Origin of the sequence: Nostoc sp. FACHB-892 (genome assembly GCF_014698795.1) — a bacterium.
Lineage (GTDB): Bacteria > Cyanobacteriota > Cyanobacteriia > Cyanobacteriales > Nostocaceae > Nostoc.
In genome coordinates this window covers 23,142-48,219 of record NZ_JACJTR010000009.1, presented here as the reverse complement: position 1 = coordinate 48,219, position 25,078 = coordinate 23,142, and the positions used below count along the sequence as shown (strand labels likewise).

Annotated in this window: 18 protein-coding genes; 8 read left to right on the top strand and 10 right to left on the bottom strand. The window is 41.4% G+C overall.

Annotation, left to right across the window (positions count from 1 at the left end):
- Window positions 1-192 precede the first annotated feature (192 nt).
- The 7 genes from H6G96_RS14290 to H6G96_RS14260 form a co-directional block, all read right to left on the bottom strand.
- Window positions 193-654, bottom strand: a complete 462-nt coding sequence (locus H6G96_RS14290) for a tRNA (cytidine(34)-2'-O)-methyltransferase (RefSeq protein ID WP_190912078.1) — start codon at window positions 652-654, stop codon at window positions 193-195.
- Between the two features lie 608 nt (window positions 655-1,262).
- Complete coding sequence (gene gshA, locus H6G96_RS14285; RefSeq protein WP_190912077.1) at window positions 1,263-2,402, bottom strand: glutamate--cysteine ligase; 1,140 nt, start codon at window positions 2,400-2,402, stop codon at window positions 1,263-1,265.
- Window positions 2,403-3,023: 621 nt separating this feature from the next.
- Window positions 3,024-4,856 (bottom strand): phospholipase D-like domain-containing protein, encoded by a 1,833-nt coding sequence (locus H6G96_RS14280; RefSeq protein WP_190912076.1) that lies wholly within the window; start codon window positions 4,854-4,856, stop codon window positions 3,024-3,026.
- A gap of 207 nt (window positions 4,857-5,063) precedes the next feature.
- Window positions 5,064-5,942 (bottom strand): bile acid:sodium symporter family protein, encoded by an 879-nt coding sequence (locus H6G96_RS14275; protein ID WP_190912075.1) that lies wholly within the window; start codon window positions 5,940-5,942, stop codon window positions 5,064-5,066.
- A 247-nt stretch (window positions 5,943-6,189) separates the two neighbouring features.
- Entirely contained in the window at window positions 6,190-6,516 is a 327-nt protein-coding gene (locus H6G96_RS14270; protein ID WP_190912074.1) for a hypothetical protein, read from the bottom strand.
- Window positions 6,488-10,972, bottom strand: a complete 4,485-nt coding sequence (locus tag H6G96_RS14265) for a translation initiation factor IF-2 N-terminal domain-containing protein (RefSeq protein ID WP_190912073.1) — start codon at window positions 10,970-10,972, stop codon at window positions 6,488-6,490. Before H6G96_RS14265 ends, H6G96_RS14270 begins: the two co-directional genes overlap by 29 nt.
- 209 nt (window positions 10,973-11,181) lie before the next feature.
- Complete coding sequence (locus H6G96_RS14260; RefSeq protein WP_190912072.1) at window positions 11,182-12,099, bottom strand: histone deacetylase; 918 nt, start codon at window positions 12,097-12,099, stop codon at window positions 11,182-11,184.
- Window positions 12,100-12,210: 111 nt separating this feature from the next.
- Between H6G96_RS14260 and H6G96_RS14255 the strand changes: the two genes are divergently transcribed.
- On the top strand, window positions 12,211-13,233 hold the full coding sequence (locus H6G96_RS14255; protein ID WP_190912071.1) for a mechanosensitive ion channel family protein: 1,023 nt from the start codon (window positions 12,211-12,213) through the stop codon (window positions 13,231-13,233).
- A 96-nt stretch (window positions 13,234-13,329) separates the two neighbouring features.
- Here the strand turns inward: H6G96_RS14255 and H6G96_RS14250 are convergent, their stop codons facing one another.
- Window positions 13,330-14,109 (bottom strand): MBL fold metallo-hydrolase, encoded by a 780-nt coding sequence (locus H6G96_RS14250; protein WP_190912070.1) that lies wholly within the window; start codon window positions 14,107-14,109, stop codon window positions 13,330-13,332.
- A 161-nt stretch (window positions 14,110-14,270) separates the two neighbouring features.
- Here H6G96_RS14250 and H6G96_RS14245 point away from each other — a divergent pair, with 161 nt between their 5' ends.
- From H6G96_RS14245 to H6G96_RS14215, 7 genes are all read left to right on the top strand, one after another.
- Window positions 14,271-15,164, top strand: coding sequence for an alpha/beta fold hydrolase (locus H6G96_RS14245; protein ID WP_190912069.1), 894 nt, complete (start codon window positions 14,271-14,273; stop codon window positions 15,162-15,164).
- Between the two features lie 147 nt (window positions 15,165-15,311).
- Entirely contained in the window at window positions 15,312-16,370 is a 1,059-nt protein-coding gene (locus H6G96_RS14240; protein WP_190912068.1) for a serine/threonine-protein kinase, read from the top strand.
- 133 nt (window positions 16,371-16,503) lie between these two features.
- Window positions 16,504-16,776 (top strand): hypothetical protein, encoded by a 273-nt coding sequence (locus H6G96_RS14235; RefSeq protein WP_190912067.1) that lies wholly within the window; start codon window positions 16,504-16,506, stop codon window positions 16,774-16,776.
- 68 nt (window positions 16,777-16,844) lie between these two features.
- The gene (locus H6G96_RS14230; protein ID WP_190912066.1) at window positions 16,845-18,485 is read left to right on the top strand and encodes an AAA-like domain-containing protein; all 1,641 of its coding nucleotides are present in this window, start codon (window positions 16,845-16,847) and stop codon (window positions 18,483-18,485) included.
- Between the two features lie 66 nt (window positions 18,486-18,551).
- Window positions 18,552-19,178 (top strand): type I restriction endonuclease, encoded by a 627-nt coding sequence (locus H6G96_RS14225; RefSeq protein ID WP_190912065.1) that lies wholly within the window; start codon window positions 18,552-18,554, stop codon window positions 19,176-19,178.
- A 159-nt stretch (window positions 19,179-19,337) separates the two neighbouring features.
- Window positions 19,338-23,129, top strand: coding sequence for an AAA-like domain-containing protein (locus H6G96_RS14220; protein WP_190912064.1), 3,792 nt, complete (start codon window positions 19,338-19,340; stop codon window positions 23,127-23,129).
- 65 nt (window positions 23,130-23,194) lie between these two features.
- The gene (locus tag H6G96_RS14215; RefSeq protein ID WP_190912063.1) at window positions 23,195-23,380 is read left to right on the top strand and encodes a hypothetical protein; all 186 of its coding nucleotides are present in this window, start codon (window positions 23,195-23,197) and stop codon (window positions 23,378-23,380) included.
- A 135-nt stretch (window positions 23,381-23,515) separates the two neighbouring features.
- Here H6G96_RS14215 and H6G96_RS14210 read toward each other — a convergent pair whose 3' ends face one another.
- The gene (locus H6G96_RS14210; RefSeq protein WP_190912062.1) at window positions 23,516-24,223 is read right to left on the bottom strand and encodes a Uma2 family endonuclease; all 708 of its coding nucleotides are present in this window, start codon (window positions 24,221-24,223) and stop codon (window positions 23,516-23,518) included.
- Between the two features lie 63 nt (window positions 24,224-24,286).
- Window positions 24,287-25,012, bottom strand: coding sequence for a Uma2 family endonuclease (locus H6G96_RS14205; RefSeq protein WP_190912061.1), 726 nt, complete (start codon window positions 25,010-25,012; stop codon window positions 24,287-24,289).
- Window positions 25,013-25,078: the final 66 nt, after the last annotated feature.

The following is a 25,078-nucleotide window of genomic DNA, read 5'->3' as shown; positions in this document are numbered from 1 at the left end:
AAATTTCTTATACTAACCTTACTCTCCTTGTAAGTATCTTCCACTACAATTTAGAAAAAAGCCCAATTTTAGGTATCTTGTTTTACATATTATTGCAGTAATAAAGAAAATTTTTGCTGCCACAAATCATTCGTCTAATAGATGCCTGGAAATATTATAAGTATATTTACTTACAAACATATAGGTAAACAACTATTGTAAATAGCCTAACTGACGACGGGTTTCAAATAAGCTAATTGCTACACTGACTGACAAGTTCAAGCTGCGAACCCCTGGTTGGCTCATGGGAATATACAAAGTAGCATCGCAATCTGACAGAATTGCTGGTGGTAAGCCGGTAGTTTCACTACCAAACAGCAGCCAATCATCAGGTTGAAACTGAAAGCTAACATAATTAGAATTGCCACGGACAGTAAAACCTAAGCATCTGCCTCCACGCTCCTGATGTACGGTTTTAAAGGCTTCTAGCGATTCGTGATAGTGCAGCTTGACGTAAGACCAGTAATCTAAGCCAGCCCTTTTGAGGTAGCGATCGCTAATTTCAAATCCTAAAGGTCCCACCAAATGCAACTCTGTACCCGTAGCCGCACAAGTACGGGCAATATTACCTGTATTTGGAGGAATTTGTGGGTTAACTAAAACTACCTGAGGCATTGTCCGTATAAGCTAGGTATTGTATAAAACAATTTATTGTCTATGTTAAATCTACCAAAGGGTAGAGGCTATTCATAGGTTTTATTAATAATAACCAAGCATCCTCCAGCGATTAGATTTTTAAAACGAAACGTAAACCCTCCCAGAGCAATGCCTGAGAGGATATTTGGCTAAAATTTAGAAATATTAAGTTTTATGTAGAAAAAGTAAGTGTTGTGCTTTTTAGTCCTGGTAGTGTATCTAAGAGAATCTACCATTTGTCTGAAGACAGTAGATGAGGCAGGGATTAGGGAGTGGGGAGTGAGGAGTGGGGGGAGATCAGGGAGCAGCAGGGTGGTTTCATACGAAAAAAGAAAAATACATAAGTCTTGATTTCTCGTTTTGTGGCGTGGCTTTTTACCCCACTTCCATTCCTCTCCCCGAAACGGAGAGAGGCTTTGAAACGCAGTTTTAGTTTTTCTCTGCTTGTATAAAACCACCCTGGGGGGGAGATCAGGGAGCAGGGGAGGCAGGGGAGGCAGGGGGGACAAGGGGACAAGAGGTGAGAACTTGAAACAACTCTTTGCCCTTGCCCAATGCCTGATGCCCAATACCCAATGCCCCTCGAGTTAAGCCAGCAGAGAGGAGCATAATTTGTCTTCAAGTTCCATTTCGCGCTCTTGGGTGGCAATAATAGCCTGAGTGATGACGCGCTGGCTGTCAAAACCGACTGCGTGTAATTGCAACCACTGTTGAGCTTCATTCCCTTCGCGGAGGATTTTTTGCAAAGGGGAAAGGAAACAGCCAAAGCCTCGTTGTTTAGCGATCGCCCAAACATCTTGGTACATTTCAGAAATCCAATCTCTGGCTAGGATGCTTCTGCCATCTTGCCAATGCCGCAAATGAGCATCAAGACTACCAGCAGCAGCAGCAGCTTCGTTTTCAGCAGTCAGGGTTACAAGTTCTTCGCCAGAGAAAATACTTTGGGTTAACGGATCGATGCTGGGATTTTCGATTATTTGCAACAAACGCGCTTCTAATAAAGCAGTAATCGCTAGCAAGGCAATAGGATCTGTGACTAAATCGCAAATTCGCAATTCTAGCCGATTTAGATCGTATGGACGGCGATCGCCATTTGGCCGCACAGATGCCCATAGATGCCGCACGTTTTGCATGGTTCCTGCAACGAGTTGATCTTCCACCCACTGAATATGATCGGCGTGGCTGGCAAATAATGGCACATGGCTAGGCGTTTGTGGAAATACGCCCCAACGGGTAGAGTGATAGCCAGTAGCTTTACCATCCAGGAAGGGAGATGAGGCGCTGAGGGCGAGAAATAGAGGTGCTTCCATACGGATCACCCGACATGCTCGCATTAATACTTCTGGGTCGCTGATGCCTACATTGATATGTACACTTGCGGTTACTACTTTCGTACCGTAGGTATTCTCAATGTAGTCATGATAGGGGTTTGCTGGATCGGAACGCAAAAAGCGATCGCCCCCACCTAAAGATAAAGTACTCCCCGGTATTAGGGTGTAATCGCCCAAGCGATTGAGATAGTTTCGCAATTCTCGCCGGGGACGCAGCAAGGCACACAATAAATTCTCGTAATTATGGGATGGTTGGGTTATGTACTCGACGTTGCGGCTATCTGGCTCCCGCATAAATCCATCCAAAGCGGCAACAATTCTGTCGGAGAGACCGACGATTTCACCTTGAGGCGTGCCAGTATACATCTCAATCTCAAAGCCTTTTAATAAGACCACCTTGTTCTCCTTCGGCTCTCTCTGCTTATAAATTGTATCTAATTAGACGAATCTCTGGATCTACCTTTAAGTCAATCAAAGGTTAAGAATCATTGAATTGCAAACTCACGCCAAATCAGGATGACAGATTTATTAGCTATCTCTCGGTAATTATTACTACCGAAGTATGAAGAATAGCCTAATTTATGATTTACCGAGTCTGTTCGGAGGGAAGAGGGAGCGGGCAACAGGCAACAGTAAACTTCTTTCCCCTTGTCTTTTGCACTGTACAAATAGATAAAAATGTTGTTCAAATTCAGTCGTTTTAGTACAGTTAGCCTAGACCAAAGACACTTAGTTCTGTAAATTTCTTATTAGACATTTCATACTAATTGAAAAAAGAAATATCTATCTAAAGATATATATCCGCTTTGCGTGCATACCACTATAGTATCAATACTATATTATCTAGCAAATATGATGCTAGCACCATCATATTTTTTCTATAGTTATCTCTTCTCTCATGACCTTGTTATTCATACTTACATAATAACAAGGTCACATGAAGAGATAACTTAAAATAACTTAAATAAGTCTATAGTCAAAGCCTTGAGTGTAATATTGAAGGCTTCTGCTACTGAGTCATGTATTTTGCGAGATAAAATTATCAGGTGAATCGCTCTTTTTGGCAATATTGAGACGTAGAAACTGCGCCCATACTTCATCATTAAGTAAGTTTAAAGCAGTTTTGAGATTGTTAATTGCGATCGCGCCGATAACTTTACGCCAGCCCTGTTGCAATTCCTCAATAAAAGCTTCTTCAATAGAAACTTGACTCAGCAACGAAAGTGCAGTTTTAAAACTTTTTGATTCCCCTGACAAATTTTTCGATTTTAATCCCTGTAGTGCTACATTCAACCATACAGGCAGAAGTTCCAACCAATTATTTTTCTCTATCTCTTTGAGTGCAATCTCTTCCATACCTAGCGCACCCCACACGCATAAAGACTCTACAGCCAGTTGAGAATTACGGTTTTCTAGAGCATTTATCCATAATTTTTGAGCATGATTTTGGAAGCGATTAGCAAGGAATTCATAAGCTTCCTGAACTTGATTTGGAATTGTAACTTTATAAACTGACTCACCTCGTGGTAGATAATCGCCGCGATAGGATAACCAGTTATGAGATCCGCAAAGATGGATTTGTTTATCAACTATTACTTCTTTAACATGGGAATCTTCCAACCAAAAAACCTGTACAGATGGTAAACCATCAGGCGTTTTAATCGCTCGAAGTTTTTTCTCTACTTCTGGTGGAATTGGTTTATCTTCATCTTCTTGTCGCCGCGCAATTCCATGTCCAATTAAAATCCGAACTCCGCGATTAGCTAATTTCTGTAATAAATTTAGGAATTTTTCATTGACAACTGCCTGATTAACCCAAGGAGAATAAATTAAAACCTGACTTTTAGCCGAATTTAAAACTTCTGAGAAAGCTAGGCTAATTTGTCCATCGCGTAACTGTACGGCTTCACCTAAAGCTTTATAGTTATCTCCCTCATCGGTAGCTTTTGTAGCAGCTTCTAGCGCCTTTTGGCGAATCTTTTCGAGTCTAGCTTCTATTTCAGTATTTTTCTGTTTGAGAATGGCTTGACTCTCAAAATTGATGGTTTCGATTGAGAATTTACATAATGTTTGCAAAGATATTTTACCTTCAGTGTGTAACACTTGCAAGCAATTTGATGCTGACTCTAAAATTTGCTTTCCATTTCTTATTTGGATACTCAATTTATCTTCAAGAGCATCAAAGATAACGAAAAGCGATATCTTTCTCCAAAATTTTTGAGTCGAAGCTAGCACCCTATAGGAAGTTACGATTTTTCCCTCTTCTGGGACATGAAGTGCTAAACCTGAAGCTTGAATACTTTTTTGGATTTCCTCAAGGGGAAAGGAAGCAATATCAGCAATTGTACGATCAACAGCAATAAAGTCTGCCAAGTCAGGTAAATTTATCGTTGTTTCATTTAAAGATTCAGATTGAAAGGTTATCTTATCGCTCAAAGGGTCTGTAATAGCATTAATTTGTATAGGATATGGCGGCTGTGGGACAGACCCTTTTTCATAAAATGAGCGACCTTCAGGAGTAACTGTAAGCGGCGATGTTGCTGATAAAGTTTGTAAGGAACGAAGAGTTGTAGTAGTAGTTTTAATAAATACAGAATCAAGTCCAAGTACTGAGGCTAATTCATCCTCTGTTGGTGGAGGTTGAAATTCAATAGCAGCGCGGATAATAAATTCTTCGAGTACGTTAAACTGGCGGGGTTCTTTGATATTTACTTCTATCGGGGTTTGACGCAAGCTATAGCGAAATTGACGTGCTGCCAGAACTGATAAGGTAGGGCTTTGCGCTTCTATTTCGTCTACAACATTCTTGAGATTGTCATCAATTGGTTTAGCAGAAGAGGCGAGAAACATCAACGCAATAAAATGGGATAATTTAATTTGTACAAATACTTTAGGACTTACGCAAAAGTTACGGAATAAGGAACCATAGAGGTGCAGAGAAGCCAGTACGCCCTTGCGGTTCCCCGACTTGTAGCAACTGGCGCGACACGGAGAAATTAGAGTTTGAGAGATATTTTGGGTAAATCCTATACTTATAACCCATGAGGCAAAATACCTTTATGCTTTTAACAAGCTTTGGCGACGACTAGCCCACCAAGCAAATCCAGCACCAGTTACAAACATTAGCAGACTATAAATTGCCCCAGGAATTGCCATTGTGGGAGTATTCAGCAGGGTAGGGTTGGAAGCGATCGCGATCGCCAGAGTGCCATTTTGAATTCCTACTTCTATTGTAATTGCCGTAACGCTTTTTTCTCCTAATCGGGTTAAGGTAGCGATCGCAAAACCTAAAGCCATTGCAACCACATTCAAAACCAGAGTTGCCCATCCCACATGTATTACATAAGAAATAAAATTATTCCGTTCTCGCAGCAGCACTCCAGTAATTACCACCGCCAGGAAAAATAAAGACAGCCACTTCACAGCTTTATCTGCCTTCTCTGCCAATCCGGGTGCATACCGCTTGGCTATCATTCCAATTGCTACTGGTAGGAGTGTAATCACTGCAATCTGCAAAACAGTACTTAAAAAAGGTAACTGTAACGTTGTTCCTTCCCCCAAAAATCTCTGCATTGAAAAATTTATTACCAGAGGAATCGTAAAAATCGTAATTAAACTACTAATAGCTGTTAGCGTCACAGAAAGAGCGACATCACCCGCAGCCAAAAACGTAATCATATTAGAAGTAGGGCCACCGGGACAGGCTGCTAAAATCATCACACCTACTGCTAATTGTGGGCTAAGGGGAAACACCGACGCTATGCCAAAGCCCACAATCGGCAACATGATCAACTGCGCTACCAAGCCAATCACCACCGCTTTGGGATAGATTACAACTCGCTTGAAGTCCTCTAGGGTCAAGGTTAACCCCATGCCTAACATGATAATAAATAGAGCTAGGGGTAGAAAAACAGCCGTCAGAAAATTTGCTTCCATCCTTAATCTGCGTTGCTCCCCAATAAAAGTTCCTTCGGATTGTACCGTGTTTCCCTTTAGGGAATTGACGGCTGTTGCAAATTAAGCTCTTGGAATGGTTTAGAAGACTCTTCCAATCTCAAGCTAACAACAGATTTATCAGTGATTTGGAGATTGTATTTACCCTGTGGCAAGCCTTCTAAATAATAGACTCCAGCATCTTTGGGAGCAGAAAAATGCCGAGTTCCCTGAGCTGGTTGTATGGCTTCTACCCCTGCGCCTGCGATCGCTTGACCTTATAATTGAAGCGGAGTTTCTGTTTCTGCCACTTTGCCCTAGATTGAGCTAATCCTGGAACATCTAAAACAATGGTGTATTCATTGATATTAAATTTTGCCCCTACGCCAAATAGAGTTTGTAAATTTTGAATTGTAAAGACTAATTCTAATTTTGGATCGGTGCGAGTCACAACACCAGGCGATCGCACCTCTAATTGACCCTCTGGTAAAATTGAAGCTAAATTACGGTTTATCAAATTTAGGTTTTTTGCATCCGTCGATTCGTAACTAGGTTGAGCTGAAGAGGCGAGAAACATCAACGAAACCTCCATGAATACTGACAGTATTTGAAACTTCAGAATACATACTTCCGACTTTACCTGATTGATGGGTAAATAAACTATGACAACCCACAATTATCAGCAGTTCTTGAGCGCGAGAAAATGCAACGTTTACCCGCTCTGGTTTCTTAGCAAATCCCACATCTCCTTTACTATTGTTACGAACCATACTAACAATTACAACAGGTCGTTCCATACCTTGAAATCTGTCTACTGTCCCAGTACGAATCTCTAATGAAGGGAAAATTTCAGATTGCAGGCGTTCATCAATTTTTCTTAGTTGAGCACCATAAAAGGTAATTACAGCAATTTCTTTTTTTGGTTCACCATTAGCAACTTTAGAAGCCCAAGTAGTCTCGAACTGCTGACACAGACGTTCAATCGCATCGATTTCTGGAGTATTAAAGTAAGAAGTTCCGTTTCGTTGCTCTAAAAACTGATTCTCTATGGGCGTTTTTACCCAAATAAGATGCTGAGATTCTTGGATGATTTCGCCTGCTAAATGATGTGCGCGCTTTGTGTCCGGCTCCAAAATACCAGATTCTAGTTTACCGTCATAAAACTGATTGATTGCTCCCATAATAAATGGGTGCATTCGATATTGGGTAGTTAGCATTTGTTTGATGCTTTCATCAGCAGATTCAAACTGACTTTTAAATAGTGATTCTTCTAAAAACTGTAGTTCGTCTCGTGTATTCCCAATTGTTTGAGCAACTTCTTCTAAAGTACTAGTATCAAGCATGGGTGGTAATTGCCGATGATCGCCTACCATGACTAACTTTTTGCCTTTCAAAGCCGGGATTAATAACTCTGGTGGAGTACACTTACTAACTTCATCAATGATGACAACATCAAAAGATTTGAATTCTTCCGAAAAACCTCTATTTGCAGCTTGAACACAGGTGATACCAACAACGTTGGCATTATCTAAATATATGCGTCTTAAATCGTCGCCATCGCCTTCAGTTGGCTTTCTTAATTTCTCAATCCAATCTTGTACAAAATTCTGATATCTATTGAGATAAATTTCGTCTTTTTGGAGTTGCTGTTGCCAAGATTCAAACTTAATATTGATGCCGCGTAATAAATCTATATTAAACAAGTCAGCAGCCGAATTTTCTGGCTTAAATTTATCCGGAATTTTTTGCCATTCTTTCAACCACCAATTTCTTTGTTCAATTAAACTTTCTGATGGCTGCGGTTGTAATTTTTGTTCAATTTCACGTAAGTTAGTTTGTAATTTTTTAACCTGCTGTAGAGAAGTTTCAGTTTCTTCTTGTAGCTTTGATAAATGCTCATATAGAGAAGTTTTAATCATCTCCAACACAGCAAAAGGTTCTAATGAAGAAATTAAAGTTTCAAGCTGACTGATGCAAGTTCTCCAAGAATTCACTTGACTGGAAAATTCTTGTGGTTGCTCCCAAATATTTGATTGTGTTGCGAGATATTTATCAATTATAATTCGTAATAGAGCAGGTATATTTTGTTTATTAAGTTCTTGTAAAATATTAATAATTCGTCCAAGTTGCAAATTAGCGTCTTGCTGTGCTTTTTCTACCTCAGCTTGAGTAATGGATATTTGCTGTTGGCTGATTTCATTTTTCTGAAGTTCATTTAATTGGCGTTGCAGATGCTGAAGCTGTTGTTCAGTTTCGGTTTTTACTTTTAAAACGCATTGACGGGCATTTACAAGAATAGTATCTAGCAATTCTTGTGTAATTTTAGTGAGGGTAGAATCAATATTATTCCATTCCCATGATGCACCATAAGTCCGTTGCATTCTAATTAAGAAAACCTGGGTATTTTCAACCAGTAATTTTCGCTGTTTAGGGTTGAGTAGTTGATAATTATTAAACTGCTGATAGGTTTCTTGCCATTGGGTGCGATCGCTCTTTGATAACACCATTGGAATCTGACTAAAATTTTGTTGTAAAAAATAGCTAAAGTTATGCTGTTTACCCTGCCTATCAGTAAAACCTCCGTCTATTTCATAAGCGATTGCCTTTGTCAATAATTCCCATTCTGGTAGGTTAATTTTGTAAACTTTTGGTACTATTGGTAATTTTAATGTATTAGCAAACATCAACAAACCTAGCGGTAAGTCCACTAAATTATCTGTTAGTGGTAAACCTGATTGCTGACAATCTTTTAAAGTTTGATAAAGATGAGAAGGTGCTGTAGATTTCCATTCTTTTACTGCTGAAATAATATAATCAATTTCCCGTTTACGGTTTTCCCATATCTGGATTGTTTGCTGGAGGTTTTGCAGCTTGGCAATATATTTCTGATAATCTGGTTGTACCTGATTTAAGGATGCGAAATTTTGTTTGACAACCTCTACTGATGCTGCAAGTTTTAAAATGGCTTCACTTGCTTCTTGAGCATGAGCCAAAGCAGTTTTAAATCCAGAAATTTCTGTTGCTACAGTTTCACGCAACCAAACCGCTAAACCAAAAGCACCAAGCGCCGGACGTACAAAGCCAAGCTCATTAGTATATTTTATGGTTTGACGAACATTTGCTAAAAATTCTTCTACTAAACTGTTACCTTCTGTGTATGGCTTAAGAAGCGGTAAAAAATCTGCAACTTCTGGAGCTTCCCAGTTAATATTTGGTGCAGTGTTTAGTATATTTTCCAGACCTACAATTAAAGATTCAACATTGTTCTGCTTTTCTACAGCTTCATTATAATATTTTTCTTGATCTTTAAAGTTAGCCTCGATTTTTAATTTATTTTTATTGAATTTACTTTGTTGCTGATTGAATTCTTCTTCTGTTTGGAAGTAGGTTGTGAATCTTTCTGATGATGCCAGCAATTGACTGAAAACTGTTATATTTTCGAGCCGTTGAGTAAGATTGCTTTCGCAGTCATTTGCTGTATTTTCTAGCCATCTACCAATCACTTGATCTTCTAAAAATGGCTGTCCTTCCTCACCAACTTTTTCGGCTCTACCCTTACGTACGGCACGAATTACTGGGTTGTGAACTAATCTACTTAGGGCGTTATCTACTGCTAAATTCGCTTGAGAAGCAATTAGAGTTCGTCCACCTCGAAGCGCAATTTGATAACAAATCTCGGCAATTACGGTAGTTTTACCAGTACCTGGTGGCCCTTGAATGAGAACAAGATCCTTAGCGGCAAGTACCTTTTCTACTGCTGCTTTCTGGCCAGGATTAGCAGAAGATAACAATAAATCTTGTGCTTGAAGTTCAACAGTTGTTTTGATTTGTCTAGCTTGGGAAGCATCGAATAAAAAGTTGCCCAAATATGGATTTTGGGTGTAGCCATTATTCAAATCATCTAAAGCTTTTTTCTTGCGCTGAATCTGCTGAATATCACCAACTGCTTCAAAACATAAAAATCCTGTATCTGGCAACTTATAACGCTCTGTTGCCATAAATTCAGCTAAGTCCCGTTCTAGTCTAAGGCTGATAATACAACGGTTGGGGTCAACTTCTTCAACAGTCCCTAATTGACGGCCACTAATCCAATTTTTGCCGACGGGAGCAGTTTCGAAAAGTTTTAAATCTTCGTTTTTTGTGCGTCTTGCTCGTTCCCAAAAGTTTTCCACATCGAGATAATTTTGATAGAAGCCGTCCAGAGTAGCTGAAGCTACATCAATTTCAAAACTAATCCGTCTTTTGAAGTTATAGTTATGACTTACATAACGCACGCAAAATTGACGTGCTTTAGCAATTTTTTCTTCAATCTGCAAAAATGCTTTCCAGGCTTTGAGTTGTTCTTCTGTAGGCACATTTTCGCCACAAACTGGCGCGGCTGCGATGCGTTTTAATGTTGCGGGTGGAATGTCGAGATGATGCTGATGATTAGGTAAGAGACGCAAGCGACAAGGTATAGCATAGCTATCGGCGTGTCCCCGTGAGGGTTGTAACAACTGAACCGAAAGGATTTTTATCCCGTCGCGTCCATCTCTTGGTACAGCTGCTCTAAATCCTAATGTTTTTCTCAGCTTCTCAAGCCTTGCAGGTAATTGAAAATCATCGCTATCTGTTGCTATTGTTAAATCCCAAATTTCTTCTCTTGCCTCTTTCCCTGCGCCTTTGCGACGCACATAAAATAGAGAAGGCTTTTGACCAACACATTCCAACATTAACTTATTGGCGCGATCGCGCCGCTCCCTAAATTCGGGATATGATTTAAGAGCGCTTTCACCTTCAAGATGGCGGATAAAACTATCAATTGCTGAAGCTATAAACATATAGCCCCAATCTTCAGAGTTTGTTTTAGTTTTTGACGATTTTGCTGTTAGTTTACTTACTGCTAGACGAATACGTTCTGCATCGGATTCTGAGATTGTACTGGTATGGCTTTTGACTACAATTTTGAGCTTTTCGCAAATTAATAATAGCTTTTTGCTATCGAAAGTTAATTCTTTTGCTAGTTCGTATATTCTGAGTTTGCCGTTGTTCATCCAGTACTGCCTTTGCACACAAGGTTTTTATATTTTAGAACTCAATACGATTCAGTTAAGGCTAGTGCTGTTTGTCAAAGTCATTTTTTTAATTAACCGCAGAGACGCAGAGAAGCCAGTGCGTTGTGGGGGTTCCCCCCGTTGTAGCAACTGGCGCGACACAGAGAGAGAAGAAATAGAAGGAAAAATTGCTTAACTAAGCGGCTACATCAAAGTTTATATTGATGGTAAACTTCGCTAGCGGCCCGATGCAATAGAGAGTGTCGCCAAACTAAAGATTTCATATCATCAGCATAACCGCCACCAATGACGCAAGCGACAGGATAACCACTACTCATACAGGTACTTAAAACCTGCATTTCTCGGCGGAAAATGCCAGCATCAGTTAAGGCTAATTTGCCCAAGCGATCGCCTATATGAGGGTCAACCCCAGCATCATAAAATACTAAATCTGGCTTGACTTTAGATAATAAATCTGCTAAGTAATTCGCCAAAGTTTGTAAATAAGCATCATCCTCCATTCCCACTGGCAAAGGGACATCCAAATCGCTGTTTTGTTTAGTACCGGGAAAATTGACTTCGCAGTGCATGGAGAAAGTAAAAACGCTGTCGTCGTCTTGGAATATAAAAGCGGTACCGTCTCCTTGATGTACATCCAAATCTACAATTAGGATTTTTTGGACGAGTCCAATTTTTTGTAAAACGCGACAGGCGATCGCTAAATCGTTGAAAATACAAAAACCAGACCCATAATTAGGAAAGGCATGATGAGTTCCACCAGCAGTATTACAAGCTAAACCTTGATTTAGTGCTAGTTTCGCAGTGAGTATTGTACCACCTACCGCTACACAGGTACGATTCGCTAATGCTGGACTCCAAGGCAAACCAATGCGACGCTGTGCTTTGGGATCTAGGGTTCCTTCACAGTAAGCTTTAACGTAGTTTGGGGTATGGACTAACTCTATCAATTCTAAAGGCGGACGTTCGGGAGTGTGAAATTGTCCTTGATTAGCCACACCATCAGCTAACAGCAATTCGTAGAGTTTTCGGAACTTAGACATCGGGAAGCGATGTCCTTCAGGTAAAGGAGCAATGTAATCTGGGTGGTAAACAATTGGCAAGTCCATAATCCAGAAAATCTCAAGCAGCTAATCCGACAAATAACAAGGTAAAATTTAGCCATAATCACAGCAAAAATGCTGTTATCCTAAATCTAAAATTCCAAATTTAAAATTCATATGATTGAATGGATTACACCTATTGGATTTATTCTAGCTGGCTTACTGGCTGGAATAATTGGTGAAAAAGTTATCTTCAAAAAACTGGAAACATTCGTTAATAATAAACGAATTGCCGGGGGTAATATTATATTTCATTCCCTGCACCGAATGACATTTATTTGGTTTGTCATTGCCGGTTTTTTTTGGGCAATTCTAAGTTCTCCTCTCAAGCCAGATATTGCGATCGTGCTGCAAAAAGTTCTGACGATCGCATTGCTGTATTCAGTAACCCTAGTTTTATCAAGATTGGCTGCTGGTTTTGTTAATTTATTTATTCGCAGAACAGAAGGTGTTCCCACATCACTAATTTCTAACCTTGCTAAGATTACTGTTTTAGTTTTAGGAACATTAATCATATTGCAAACGCTGGGTGTTCAAATTACGCCAATAGTCACGACTTTAGGTATTGGTGGACTAGCAGTTGGTTTGGCACTTCAAGACACACTTGCGAATTTATTTTCTGGCTTTTACTTAGTTATTTCTAAACAAGTTAGAACCGGAGACTATGTAAAATTAGACGCGGGGCAAGAAGGATATGTTATAGATATTTCTTGGCGAAATACGACAATTAAAGAAATTTCCAATAATGTAGTCATTGTTCCCAATTCTAAATTGTCTTCTGCAATTTTTACAAACTATCATTTACCCGCAAAGGAAATTACTTTAACAATGGATGTGGGTGTAAGTTATGATAGCGACTTGGAACAAGTGGAAAAAGTGACTGTAGAAGTTGCCAAAGAAGTCATGCAAGAAATTGCACCGGAATTAAAAGAAATTGAACCATATATTAGATTCCATACTTTCAATGATTTTAGTATAGATTTTACGCTTTATATGCGCGTAAATGAATACTTTGATCAGCGTATTGGGAAACATCTATTTGTCAAAAAATTACACAAACGCTATCAGGAAGCAGGAATTCAAATTCCTTTTCCGATTAGAGAAGTGTATAATATGCAAAATAATTCAGCTATGGAATAAAATTAGCCCTGGCGACTAGAAATCGTGGCTACACAGACGAAACCCGGCTGCGCGGGTTGAAAACTTTGATTTGTAATCGCTAGGGCTAGGTGCAACTTAGATTGCTAATGCTCGCTTTTCTAATGGTAGTTCAAAGCGATCGCCTGGTTTTGGCTCAAGTACCCGCGTCGAAAGATTGTTTTTCTCTAGTAACGAACGAAATTCTTCAGCACTTCCTTTAGTCTGAATGAGTTTCATCAACAATCCCTCAAACGCCACATCCCCACCAGCCGCAGTCGGTAATATTACTTGAGGCTGTAAAGACTTTACTACTTTTAAGGCACTATTGTTTCCTTTAATAATTGGCCCAAGCAAAGGCAACGTCATGTCAATAAACGGTGTAATCACTACATCGATGGGTGCAGCTTGCTGAAGTTGTGGAGAATGCTCCCCATGAGGCTCATAGTATAGGGTTAAACCACTCTCCAATTCTTTGAGGAGATAACTATTTTCCACCAGAGTAGGGCCAATGGACGAACCGGGGAAAGCCTTGATTTCAACTTGATTATTTAAAGTGAAAGTTTCACCATGAGGCAATACTGTTACCTGGGTGTAACCTAATTGCTGTACTACCTTGGCTGCATTGGGAGAAGCTACAACCTTGATGCTGTGGTCGAGCAGCTTAAGCGTTGGCGGGTGAGCATGGTCTTCTAAACCCTGAGATAGCAAGATCAAATCAATATTATCTGGTATTGGACGGTTTTGCGATCGCGACCCTTTAAATAGCCAATCCAAGTTGCTGAAAATTAACGAACCAACCAGCCAAGGGTCAATCAGTATTCGTTTTCCGCCGATTTCCAGTAACCAAGAGTTGCTGTCTAACCAAGTTAAGAACATAAAAATTTATGAAGATAAGTCTACCTTCATTATCAATGGTGTCAGCTTTATTGCACTCCAATTCAAAGTAGGTTATGGGGTAAAGACTATGGCATTTTCTTCAGACTCTTTGCGGTCAGAGAACATTAGTATATTTAAGAAAGACTTTATTAATCTTCATAATGACTGTAACGACACAGCCGCTTGCAACTCAAGATGCCTTTGAAAAATTCTTTTGGACTTGGCAGGGCTACAAAATCCAGTACACTGTCATGGGCACAGGACGACCTTTGGTACTGGTTCACGGCTTCGGTGCTTCCATTGGACACTGGCGCAAAAATATCCCAGTTTTAGCTAATGCTGGCTACCAAGTGTTTGCTATAGACCTTTTAGGTTTTGGCGGTTCCGATAAAGCGCCGATTGATTACACTGTGGAAGTTTGGGTGGAACTGCTGAAAGATTTCTGCACAGCACACATACACGAACCTGCTGTATTTATTGGCAACTCCATTGGCGCACTTTTAAGCTTAATTGTACTGGTAGAACATCCAGAAATTGCTGCTGGTGGTATTTTAATTAACTCTGCGGGTGGTTTGAGCCATCGTCCCCACGAATTGAACCCGCCGCTACGGATTGTGATGTCAACTTTTAATCGCTTTGTGCGATCGCCAATTACAGGTAAATTTGTCTATAACCGCATCCGCCAAAAAGCCCAAATTCGCCGTACTCTCTACCAAGTTTACAAAAAGCGTGAAGCCGTCACCGATGAATTAGTCGATTTACTTTATACTCCTTCTTGCGACCCAGGAGCGCAGCAAGTTTTCGCATCTATTCTCACAGCCCCTCCTGGACCTAGTCCAGAGGAACTTTTGCCCAAAGTAGAACGTCCTCTATTAGTAATTTGGGGTGCTGACGATCCTTGGACACCAATTACCGGGGCAAAGATTTACGAAAAGGCGCGTGAGAATGGCAAAGAAATCAAAATTGTTCCCATTCCCAATGCCGGTCATTGTCCCCACGATGAGGTTCCGGATGTTGTTAATGCCCAGATTGTCGATTGGCTAGCCCAAAGTTAACTATTTCCCGCCAAGACGCAAATGCAAAGGCACTTTCTGCTGATGCGCCTTGGCCCATGCAGGGTAGAAATGGGACTAACAATCTGGATGAATGGGTATTAATTTTTTGAATTGCACCTTGACAGAATCAAACTCGTATGGTTTGTAATGGAGCTTGATGTGCGTAATGAATATAAAAGGGCAATTCCCTTAAATCACCATCCAGATTTTTCCAAACAAGGCTATCAAATTATCAGCGAACTAGGACGCAACCGAGAAGGGGGACGCATTACTTATTTAGCTAATGTCCTCAACTCTAAGCAACAAGTGGTGATTAAAGAGTTTTGCTTTGCTCGTGCGGATGCTGATTTATCAGGTGTAAAAGCATATCAGCGCGAAATCGAAATTTTGCAGCAACTAAATCATCCTCGCATTCCTCGCTATGTAGATTCTTTTGAAATACCAGGGGCTTTTTATCTGGTGCAGGAATATAAGAATGCCCCATCTTTAGGCTTGACGAGCAGCTTTAATCCAGAAGAAATTAAGCAAATTGCTTTGTCAATTTTAGAGATTTTGGTTTATCTACAAAAGCAAATTCCGCCAATTATTCATCGGGATATTAAACCAGCAAATATTTTGGTTGATAAACAACTAAATGCTTATCTGGTTGATTTTGGTTTGGCTAGGATACAAGGTGCAAAACTAGCTCTGAGTAGTTTTGTAGCAGGAACTCCAGGTTTTATGCCACCGGAGGAACAGTTTGGTCATTCCCTGACTGAGGCATCAGATTTATATAGTTTAGGAGCAACACTGATTTGCTTACTTACTAATACCCGTTCTGTTGAAATTGGGAAATTAATTGATGATAACTATCGCTTTAATTTTCAGCAATTAGTTCCTCACATCAGTCCGCGTTTCCGGCGGTGGTTGATGAAAATGGTGGAACGCAATCGAAAACGTCGCTATGCTAATGCGGCTATCGCTTTAGAAGCACTTAAGGCAATTGAGGTTGTTGGTAGTGCCACTGGGATAAATACTTTAGTCAGTACAATCAAACTTAAAAAACGAATTACTGTGTTGGGGCTAGGCACTGTTGTGATGTTGGCTGCAATGGGGGCAACTTTGATGAGTTGTCAACCTAGTGATACGGTTAGGCAATTACTGGAAGCTACAGAATGTCAAAGTTTTGATTTAAACGCAAGTTGCCAAGAAAAAACCGGAGATTAAGATTAATTAGGTCGCATCTGGCTAAAGATTATAACGGTTTTCAAGTGAATAGATTACACGCGTAGGGGCACAATATATTGTGCTCCTACAATTATATGTATTCCACAGGCTTGTGAAAATTCTTATCATTTTCATGAGTATCAAAGACTCGTCGGCGAGTATCAAAGACTCATTCACGAGTATTAAAAACTCGGCGGCGAGTATCAAAGACTCATTCACGAGTATTAAAGACTCGTTGGCGAGTATCAAAGACTTATTCACGAGTATTAAAGACTCGTTGGCGAGTATCAAAGACTCATTCACGAGTATTAAAGACTCGTTGGCGAGTATCAAAGACTTATTCACGAGTATTAAAGACTCGTTGGCGAGTATCAAAGGCTCATTAACGGTAATGCACTATCAGTAATTGTCTAGTTACTTGCTGTAGTAAACTACATCTAAGCCAGAAGCCTGCATTCAATAGTTGATAGCGCTGTGAAAAAAATCCTGATTGTGTCAGCTAATCCCACAACGACAGATAAACTTCGCTTGGACGAGGAAGTAAGGGAAATTCAGGACGGCTTGCAACGCTCTCGCAGCCGAGATAAGTTTGAACTGATTACTAAATGGGCGGTGCGTCCTGACGATTTGCGGCGTGCGCTTTTAGATCATAATCCTCATATCATCCATTTTTCTGGACATGGTGGAGGAAATCAAGGTTTAGCCTTGGAAAATAATACAGGGCAAATGCAGCTGGTGAGTACAGAGTCACTGGCAAGGCTATTTAAGTTATTTAAAGACAAAATTGAGTGTGTATTATTAAATGCCTGTTATAGCGAGGTACAAGCTGAGTCCATTCACCAACACATTAACTGCGTAGTTGGGATGAATCGGGCAATTGGTGACAGGGCGGCAATTAAATTTGCGGTAGGCTTTTATGATGCACTGGGTGCTGATAGGTCTTATGAGGATGCTTATGAGTTTGGCTGTAGCGCCATTGATTTAGAAAGTATTCCAGAGTCTTCTACCCCAGTGCTGAAAAGTCGGAACAATCCGCAAGCTGCTATCTCTGCTAAGGAAACTATTCCCGATAACGAGATACAACCAGCAGTCTCCTTAGAAAATCCAGAAGGGCAGGTATCTCTCAACTCTGCTTTCTATGTCGAGCGATCGCCTATTGAGGTAGACTGTTATCAAGCGATTCTTCAACCAGGAGCTTTAATTCGCATCAAAGCTCCCCGGCAGATGGGCAAAACTTCGCTCATGTCGCGGGTTCTCCATCATGCTAATCAACATAACTATCAGACAGCACCTGTAAATTTCCAGTCAGCCGATGCAGAATTTCTCGCTAATTTAGATCAGTTTTTGCAGTGGTTCTGCGCCAGCATTACTTACGAATTGAATCTACCAGAGAAGCTAGACGAGTATTGGAAAGGTGTTTTAGGTAGCAAGAATAAATGTACAAATTACTTTCAACGGTATTTATTACCCGCGATTAATAGCCCCATAGCTTTGGGTTTAGATGAAGTTGATGAAGTCTTCAAGCATCCCAAAATTGCTGCTGATTTCTTTGGATTACTACGAGCTTGGCATGAACGGTCAAAGAATGAAACAATTTGGAAAAATCTCCGGTTGGTGATTGTGCATTCTAAGGAAGTTTATATCCCGCTCAATATTAATCAGTCGCCTTTTAATGTAGGCTTACCCATTGAATTACCAGACTTAAATCAAATACAAGTACAAGACTTAGTACAGCGTCACGGACTCAATTGGCCTGAATCACAAATTGAAGAATTAATGACACTCGTCGGTGGTCATCCTTATTTAGTGCGGGTAGCGCTTTATGAAATTGCCCGTGGTAGGATGACGCTGGAAAATCTGCAAAAAATCGCGGCAACTGAAGAAGGTCCTTACAGTGACCATTTACGCCGCCATTGGCTGAACTTGCAAGAGGATGCAGAATTGCTAGCTGCCGTCAAACAAGCGATGATGGCAAATCGCGCTGTGGATGTAGGCACAACTGAAGCGTTTAAACTCCGCAGTATGGGGTTAGTTAAGTTTCAAGGTAATCAAGTAGTGCCACTGTGTGAATTGTATCGTCAATATTTTTGCGATCGCTTGGGAATTAAAAATTAAAAAAGTACATCAGGAAGACCTGAAATACTTTCATCTGCAATTACCATTTAACAAAAAGGTTTAACAATGGTTCAAGTTATTCAAGGAAGAGATATCACCCTAGCCCAACTCATCGATGAATTTGGTCTACACCTTGCAGACGACGAACTTTTTTTTTCAGAGTGGCAGCAAGATTTACCTGAGTTGAGTGATTTAGAAAAGCAATCTCTCAACGAAGTCAAGACAGAATATTTGCATCTATCGAAATATCCTATTTTAGAACCTGTAGTCAAAATGGTAGTGCTATCTCCACTATTGCGCCTAGCAGGTTTTTATCAACCGCCTTTCTACATCGCCTCAGAACAAGAGGTCAGAATTTCTTCTGAAGACGAAGGCATCATTATCAGAGGACGTATTGACATCTTAGTGTTCCATCCTCCACTTTGGGTTCTCGTTATTGAGGCAAAACGAGCAGATTACTCCTTAGTGCCAGCAATTCCACAAGCATTGGCTTATATGTTGGCAGATGCAACTTCGGCAAAACCTGTTTTTGGGTTTGTCACCAATGGTAATGAATTTAGATTTATCAAACTGCTAAAAACTGAAACTCCACAATACGCTCTATCTGATTTGTTTGCTTTAGATAGTCGTGATGACATATATATTGTTTTGAAAGTGTTAAAACACATAGCTCAATTAATTCGTAATTCGTAATCTTGTAATTATGACCTCTCCCTGGTTTTACTACGTAAAACCGTCCCTCTCCGATTCGGAGAGGGAAAGACTTTAACTAAAGTTCAAGTTGGGGAAGGGGGAGGTTTGTAAAACTCACGTTGTATTTCATAATTTTTAATTTTTAATTTTTAATTGTTTATGACCCAGTACCAATATCAAGTCGGTGGTAGTCTGCCTCAAAATGCACCAACTTATGTTAGACGGCAAGCTGACCGTGACCTCTATGAAGGCTTGAAGGCTGGGGATTTTTGTTATGTACTCAATTCCCGGCAGATGGGGAAATCTAGCTTGCGGGTGCGGGTAATGCAGCAGTTGCAAAAAGAGGGATTTGCTTGTGCTGTTGTTGATATTACAGCTATTGGGACGGCAGATATTACCCCAGAACAGTGGTATGCCGGGGTGATTGATACTCTGGTGGGAAGTTTGAATATTTATACAACTTTTGATTTAGATACTTGGTGGACTGATAACGCTTTGCTTTCACCAGTGCAGCATTTGAGCAAATTTATTGAAACGGTTTTACTAAAAACAATTACTGAAAAGATTGTTATTTTTATTGATGAAATTGACAGCATTCTGAGTCTTTCATTCAACTTAGATGACTTTTTTGCAGTTATCCGCGATTGCTACAACCGACGAGCAGACCATCCTGAATATAATCGCCTCACCTTTGCTTTGATTGGCGTATCTACGCCCTCAGATTTGATTCAAGATAAACGCCGGACACCTTTTAATATTGGACGGGCAATTGATTTAACTGGCTTTCAACTCCAAGAAGCGCAACCCTTGGCACAGGGATTGGTAGAACTGGGTGATTCTCAAGAGTTCATGCAAGTGGTGCTGCACTGGACGGGAGGACAGCCGTTTTTAACGCAAAAAGTTTGTAAGTTGCTGGTGCAGGGGGGACTGGAGACTAGGAATTGGGGACTAGGGGATGCGGACTGGGTGGAAGAGTTGGTACGTGAGGGAATTATTGAGAATTGGGAGACGCAAGATGAGCCGGAGCATTTGAAGACGATTCGAGACAGAATTTTGCAGAGTGGGGAACAGAGGACTGGGCGATTGTTGGGGTTGTATCAGCAGATTTTACAGCAGGGAGAGATAGCAACTGATGATAGTTCTGAACAAACGGAATTGCGGCTGACGGGATTGGTGGTGAAGCGGGAGGGGAAGCTGCGAATTTATAACCGGATTTATGCAGAGGTGTTTAAACAGGAATGGTGCGACAAAATTTTAGCAAACTTGCGTCCTTATTCTGATGCACTAAACGCTTGGGTTGAGTCGGAAAAGCAAGATGAGTCGCGTTTGCTGCGGGGTAATACTTTGCAGAGTGCCCAAGTGTGGGCAGTTGGTAAAAGTTTAAGCGATTTGGACTATCAGTTTTTAGCTGCTAGCCAAGATTTGGAAAAGCGTAATGTACAGAAGCAACTCGAAGCAGAAGAACAGGCAAAGCTGGTATTAGCAGAAGCAAACCGCAAAGCTAATCAGCGCATTAGCATCGGTTCTGTGGTGCTGGGTTTTGCTCTGGTGGGGGCAATTGCTTCGGGAATATTTGCACAACAGAGTATTCAACAAGCTAATTATGCCAAAACAGATTTAAAAACAGCTAAGACAGAAGCCGAAGCCCAGCGTCAAAAAAACGAGAGGATATCGCAGCAGGCAAAAAATACAGAAGCAAGACAGAAAGCAGCAGAAGCCAGAGAGAAACAAGCAAACAAGAATTTAATTTCTGTAAAAGCTAACTTGGGAAAAGCTAATCAGCAGTTTAAAGCTGCAACAAAGAAGGCGAAGTTTGCTGAGGAAGATGCGAAGAAAGCAACGATAGAAAAACAGCTGGCACAAAAACAAGCAGGAAAAGCTCAAAGTGACCTGAAAGTAGCAGACATTGCCCGTAAAAATGCTTTGAAGGGACTAAACAAGGCACAGCAACAGCAACAGCAAGCACAACGAGATTTGAAAACAGCAGAAATTGCAAAGGCAGAGGCAGAAGTAGCCCTTAATAATGCCCTCATAGCTACGCAATTGGAACAAGGCGTAACAAATACGTTGCAGCTGTTCGAGGCTTCCAGAGAATTTGATGCTCTGCTATTAGCAATGGAAACGGCAGGAACATTAAAAAGTCTGGTTAAGGATAAACAATCTTTAGCAGACTATCCAGCATACAGCCCTTTGTTTAGTTTACAGAGAATTCTATCTAGTACTAATATTCGTGAACAAAATCGTCTGGAAGGGCATAGCGAAGAGGTCTACAGCGTCGTCTTCAGCCCGGATGGCAAAACTTTAGCTTCCGCAAGTCTTGACAACACGATCAAATTGTGGAATCTGGACACAGGCAAAGAAATTACCACTCTTAGAGGGCATAGCAATGATGTCAACAGCGTCGTCTTCAGCCCGGATGGCAAAACTTTAGCTTCCGCCAGTGATGACAACACGATCAAATTGTGGAATCGGGACACAGGCAAAGAAATTACCACTCTGAGTGGGCATAGCAGTTGGGTCAGAAGTGTCGTCTTCAGCCCGGATGGCAAAACTTTAGCTTCCGCCAGTGTTGACAACACGATCAAATTGTGGAATCTGGACACGCGCAAAGAAATTACTACCCTGAGTGGGCATAGCAGTTGGGTCAGAAGTGTCGTCTTCAGCCCGGATGGCAAAACTTTAGCTTCCGCCAGTGGTGACAACACGATCAAATTGTGGAATATGGACACAGGCAAAGAAATTACCACTCTCAGGGGGCATAGCGATTCGGTCATCAGCGTCGTCTTCAGCCCGGATGGCAAAACTTTAGCTTCCGCCAGTGCTGACAACACGATCAAATTGTGGAATCTGGACACGCGCAAAGAAATTACTACCCTGAGTGAGCATAGCGCTCCGGTCATCAGCGTCGTCTTCAGCCCGGATGGCAAAACTTTAGCTTCCGCCAGTGCTGACAACACGATCAAATTGTGGAATCTGGACACGCGCAAAGAAATTACTACCCTGAGTGGGCATAGTAGTTGGGTCAGAAGTGTCGTCTTCAGCCCGGATGGCAAAACTTTAGCTTCCGCCAGTGCTGACAACACAATCAAATTGTGGAATCTGGACACGCGCAAAGAAATTACTACCCTGAGTGGGCATAGCGCTCCGGTCAGAAGCGTCGTCTTCAGCCCGGATGGCAAAACTTTAGCTTCCGCCAGTTCTGACAACACGATCAAATTGTGGAATCTGGACACGCGCAAAGAAATTACTACCCTGAGTGGGCATAGCAATTATGTCAGCAGCGTCGTCTTCAGCCCGGATGGCAAAACTTTAGCTTCCGCCAGTTCTGACAACACGATCAAATTGTGGAATCTGGACACAGGCAAAGAAATTACCACTCTGAGTGGGCATAGTAGTTGGGTCAGAAGTGTCGTCTTCAGCCCGGATGGCAAAACTTTAGCTTCCGCCAGTGCTGACAACACGATCAAATTGTGGAATCTGGACACGCGCAAAGAAATTACCACTCTGAGTGGGCATAGCAATTATGTCAGCAGCGTCGTCTTCAGCCCGGATGGCAAAACTTTAGCTTCCGCCAGTGCTGACAACACGATCAAATTGTGGAATCTGGACACGCGCAAAGAAATTACTACCCTGAGTGAGCATAGCAATTGGGTCTACAGCGTCGTCTTCAGCCCGGATGGCAAAACTTTAGCTTCCGCCAGTCGTGACAACACGATCAAATTGTGGAATCTGGACACGCGTAAAGAAATTACCACTCTCAGAGGGCATAGCAATTGGGTCAACAGCGTCGTCTTCAGCCCGGATGGCAAAACTTTAGCTTCCACCAGTGCTGACAACACGATCAAATTGTGGAATCTGAATCTTGATGATTTATTAGCACAGGGTTGCAGTTGGCTTACGAGTTATTTGATTAGCCGTCCTGATGCGGTTAAGGTGTGTTCGGGGCGGTAGGGGGATGAGGGAGATGTGGTTCGACTTCTCTACGAGACGCTACGCGAACGCTCACCAACCGGGGGATGAAGGAGCGATCGCCCTTTAATATTCAAAAAGAGCGATCGCTTGGTAAATTAGAAATGCAATGCCTACGACGGGCTACGCCTACGCAGTTCTGGACTCGGTGTTTCAAGTTCCGAACACGAATGACCGAGCAAAAAGGTCGAACTTCCGAGTTTCAAACTCTAATGACCAAACAAAAAGGTTGAAGTTCCGAGGTCTGAACACGAATGGCCGAGCAAAAAGGTCGAAGTTCCGAGGTCTGAACACAAATGGCCGAGCAAAAAGGTCGAAGTTCCGAGTTCCGAACACGAACGGCCGAGCAAAAAGGTCAAAGTTCCGAGTTAAACCTCCGGTTCTACCCCCAACGCTTTTAACTGAGCGGCCAATCTCTCTGCACGTTGCCGTTCTTTTCCTGCTAACTCCAAACCCCACAGTAATAATTCGCCATTATCATCCCACCAACGTAACCAATAACCTATGCAGTTTTCTCGGCTTCCTTGCCATACGCCTAAAAACAAGTTCATTTCGGCAATCCAGTGACGATTATTTGCATCTAGTGTTTGTAGTTCATAATTTCCTAAATCATCTCGCCGATAAACTTCTAAAACTCCGCCGTCTGGTTCAAAAATGGCATAGTTTGGCACTTGTAAAATCTGCTCATAATAAAACCATTTACCAGGGGGATAGGTCAGTTTACTCGAATACTCTCCACCTTCGGTATCTGAGAGAAATTCCATCACAATTACGGGAATATCACCTTGGAGTCGTGGCGTATAACTGCGCTTCACTTCTTCTCGTGAGACTCGAATAGATGATACATATCCCCAATCTGGTGCTTTGACGACAAACCGATTATTCAAAGTGGCGCAGATACCGTAGTTAGTGATGGTTAAAGCATCGGCGGGTAATCTGCCAGCAAGTTCTAAGCTTTCTGTTAAAGCAGCAGCCAAGAGTGGCTGATTAATGTTATCCACTGGCTCGTTATCTAAAACAAAATCATCAGGTAACTTTTCCCAGGTGACATTATGAGTGGCTGCATTGGCTAGCATAATCAGAATATCTCAAGTACAAATTCAATTTCTAATGACCCGATTAAAAAATTGCACACGGCGTTACTCCTGAGCAAGGGTTCGCACTTCTTCTACTGACAATCCCAAAGCTTGGGCAATCTGTTCGATGCTCAAATTCATTTGCAATAATCGGGGTATGGCATCTCTTCTAGCTTGTTCCGCAAGTTCTGCCCGTTGGCGTTCTTGTTCAGCGTTGCGAGAAATTTCTGTGTAAGTTAAAAACCGTTCTCCATCAGGGCGATATAACTGTAAGCCCTCTGTTGATAAAGCAAACCGAATTTTTAAACGGGGACTCACCCAATCTTCCATTTGGGGGATGACATCTAAACCGTCTTCGCTACGCAACCATCCACACAAATTATTTTTTTCAGGATCGTAAATGTAGTACTCTTCTACGCCATAGCGATCGTAGAAAAGTAATTTCTTGTCCATTTCAGTTTGTGTGTTGCTCGGAGAAAGAATTTCAAACACTACTTGCGGTGCAATTCCCTCCTCTTTCCATTGTTGGTAACACAACCGATCGCCTTTTGGTCTACCCAATACCACCATCACATCTGGGGCATTAACAATTTTGTTGCGTCCCTCTACTGGATACCAAAACAAATCCCCGGCAACAAATACATTTGGATCGTCGGCAAATAGCCAATCTAGATTCTGCTTAATTTCCACAATCCAGCCAAACTGTATGGTATTATTAGCCACTGGTTGTCCGTCACTATCTGGGTAGATGACCTCTGGCTGGGTCGGCGGTTGGATTTGCGATACCATAGCTTCGCCCTCAGAAGGATTTAAATCAGGATGCTTCCAAATTAGCAGACTCTTAAGGATGTCTGC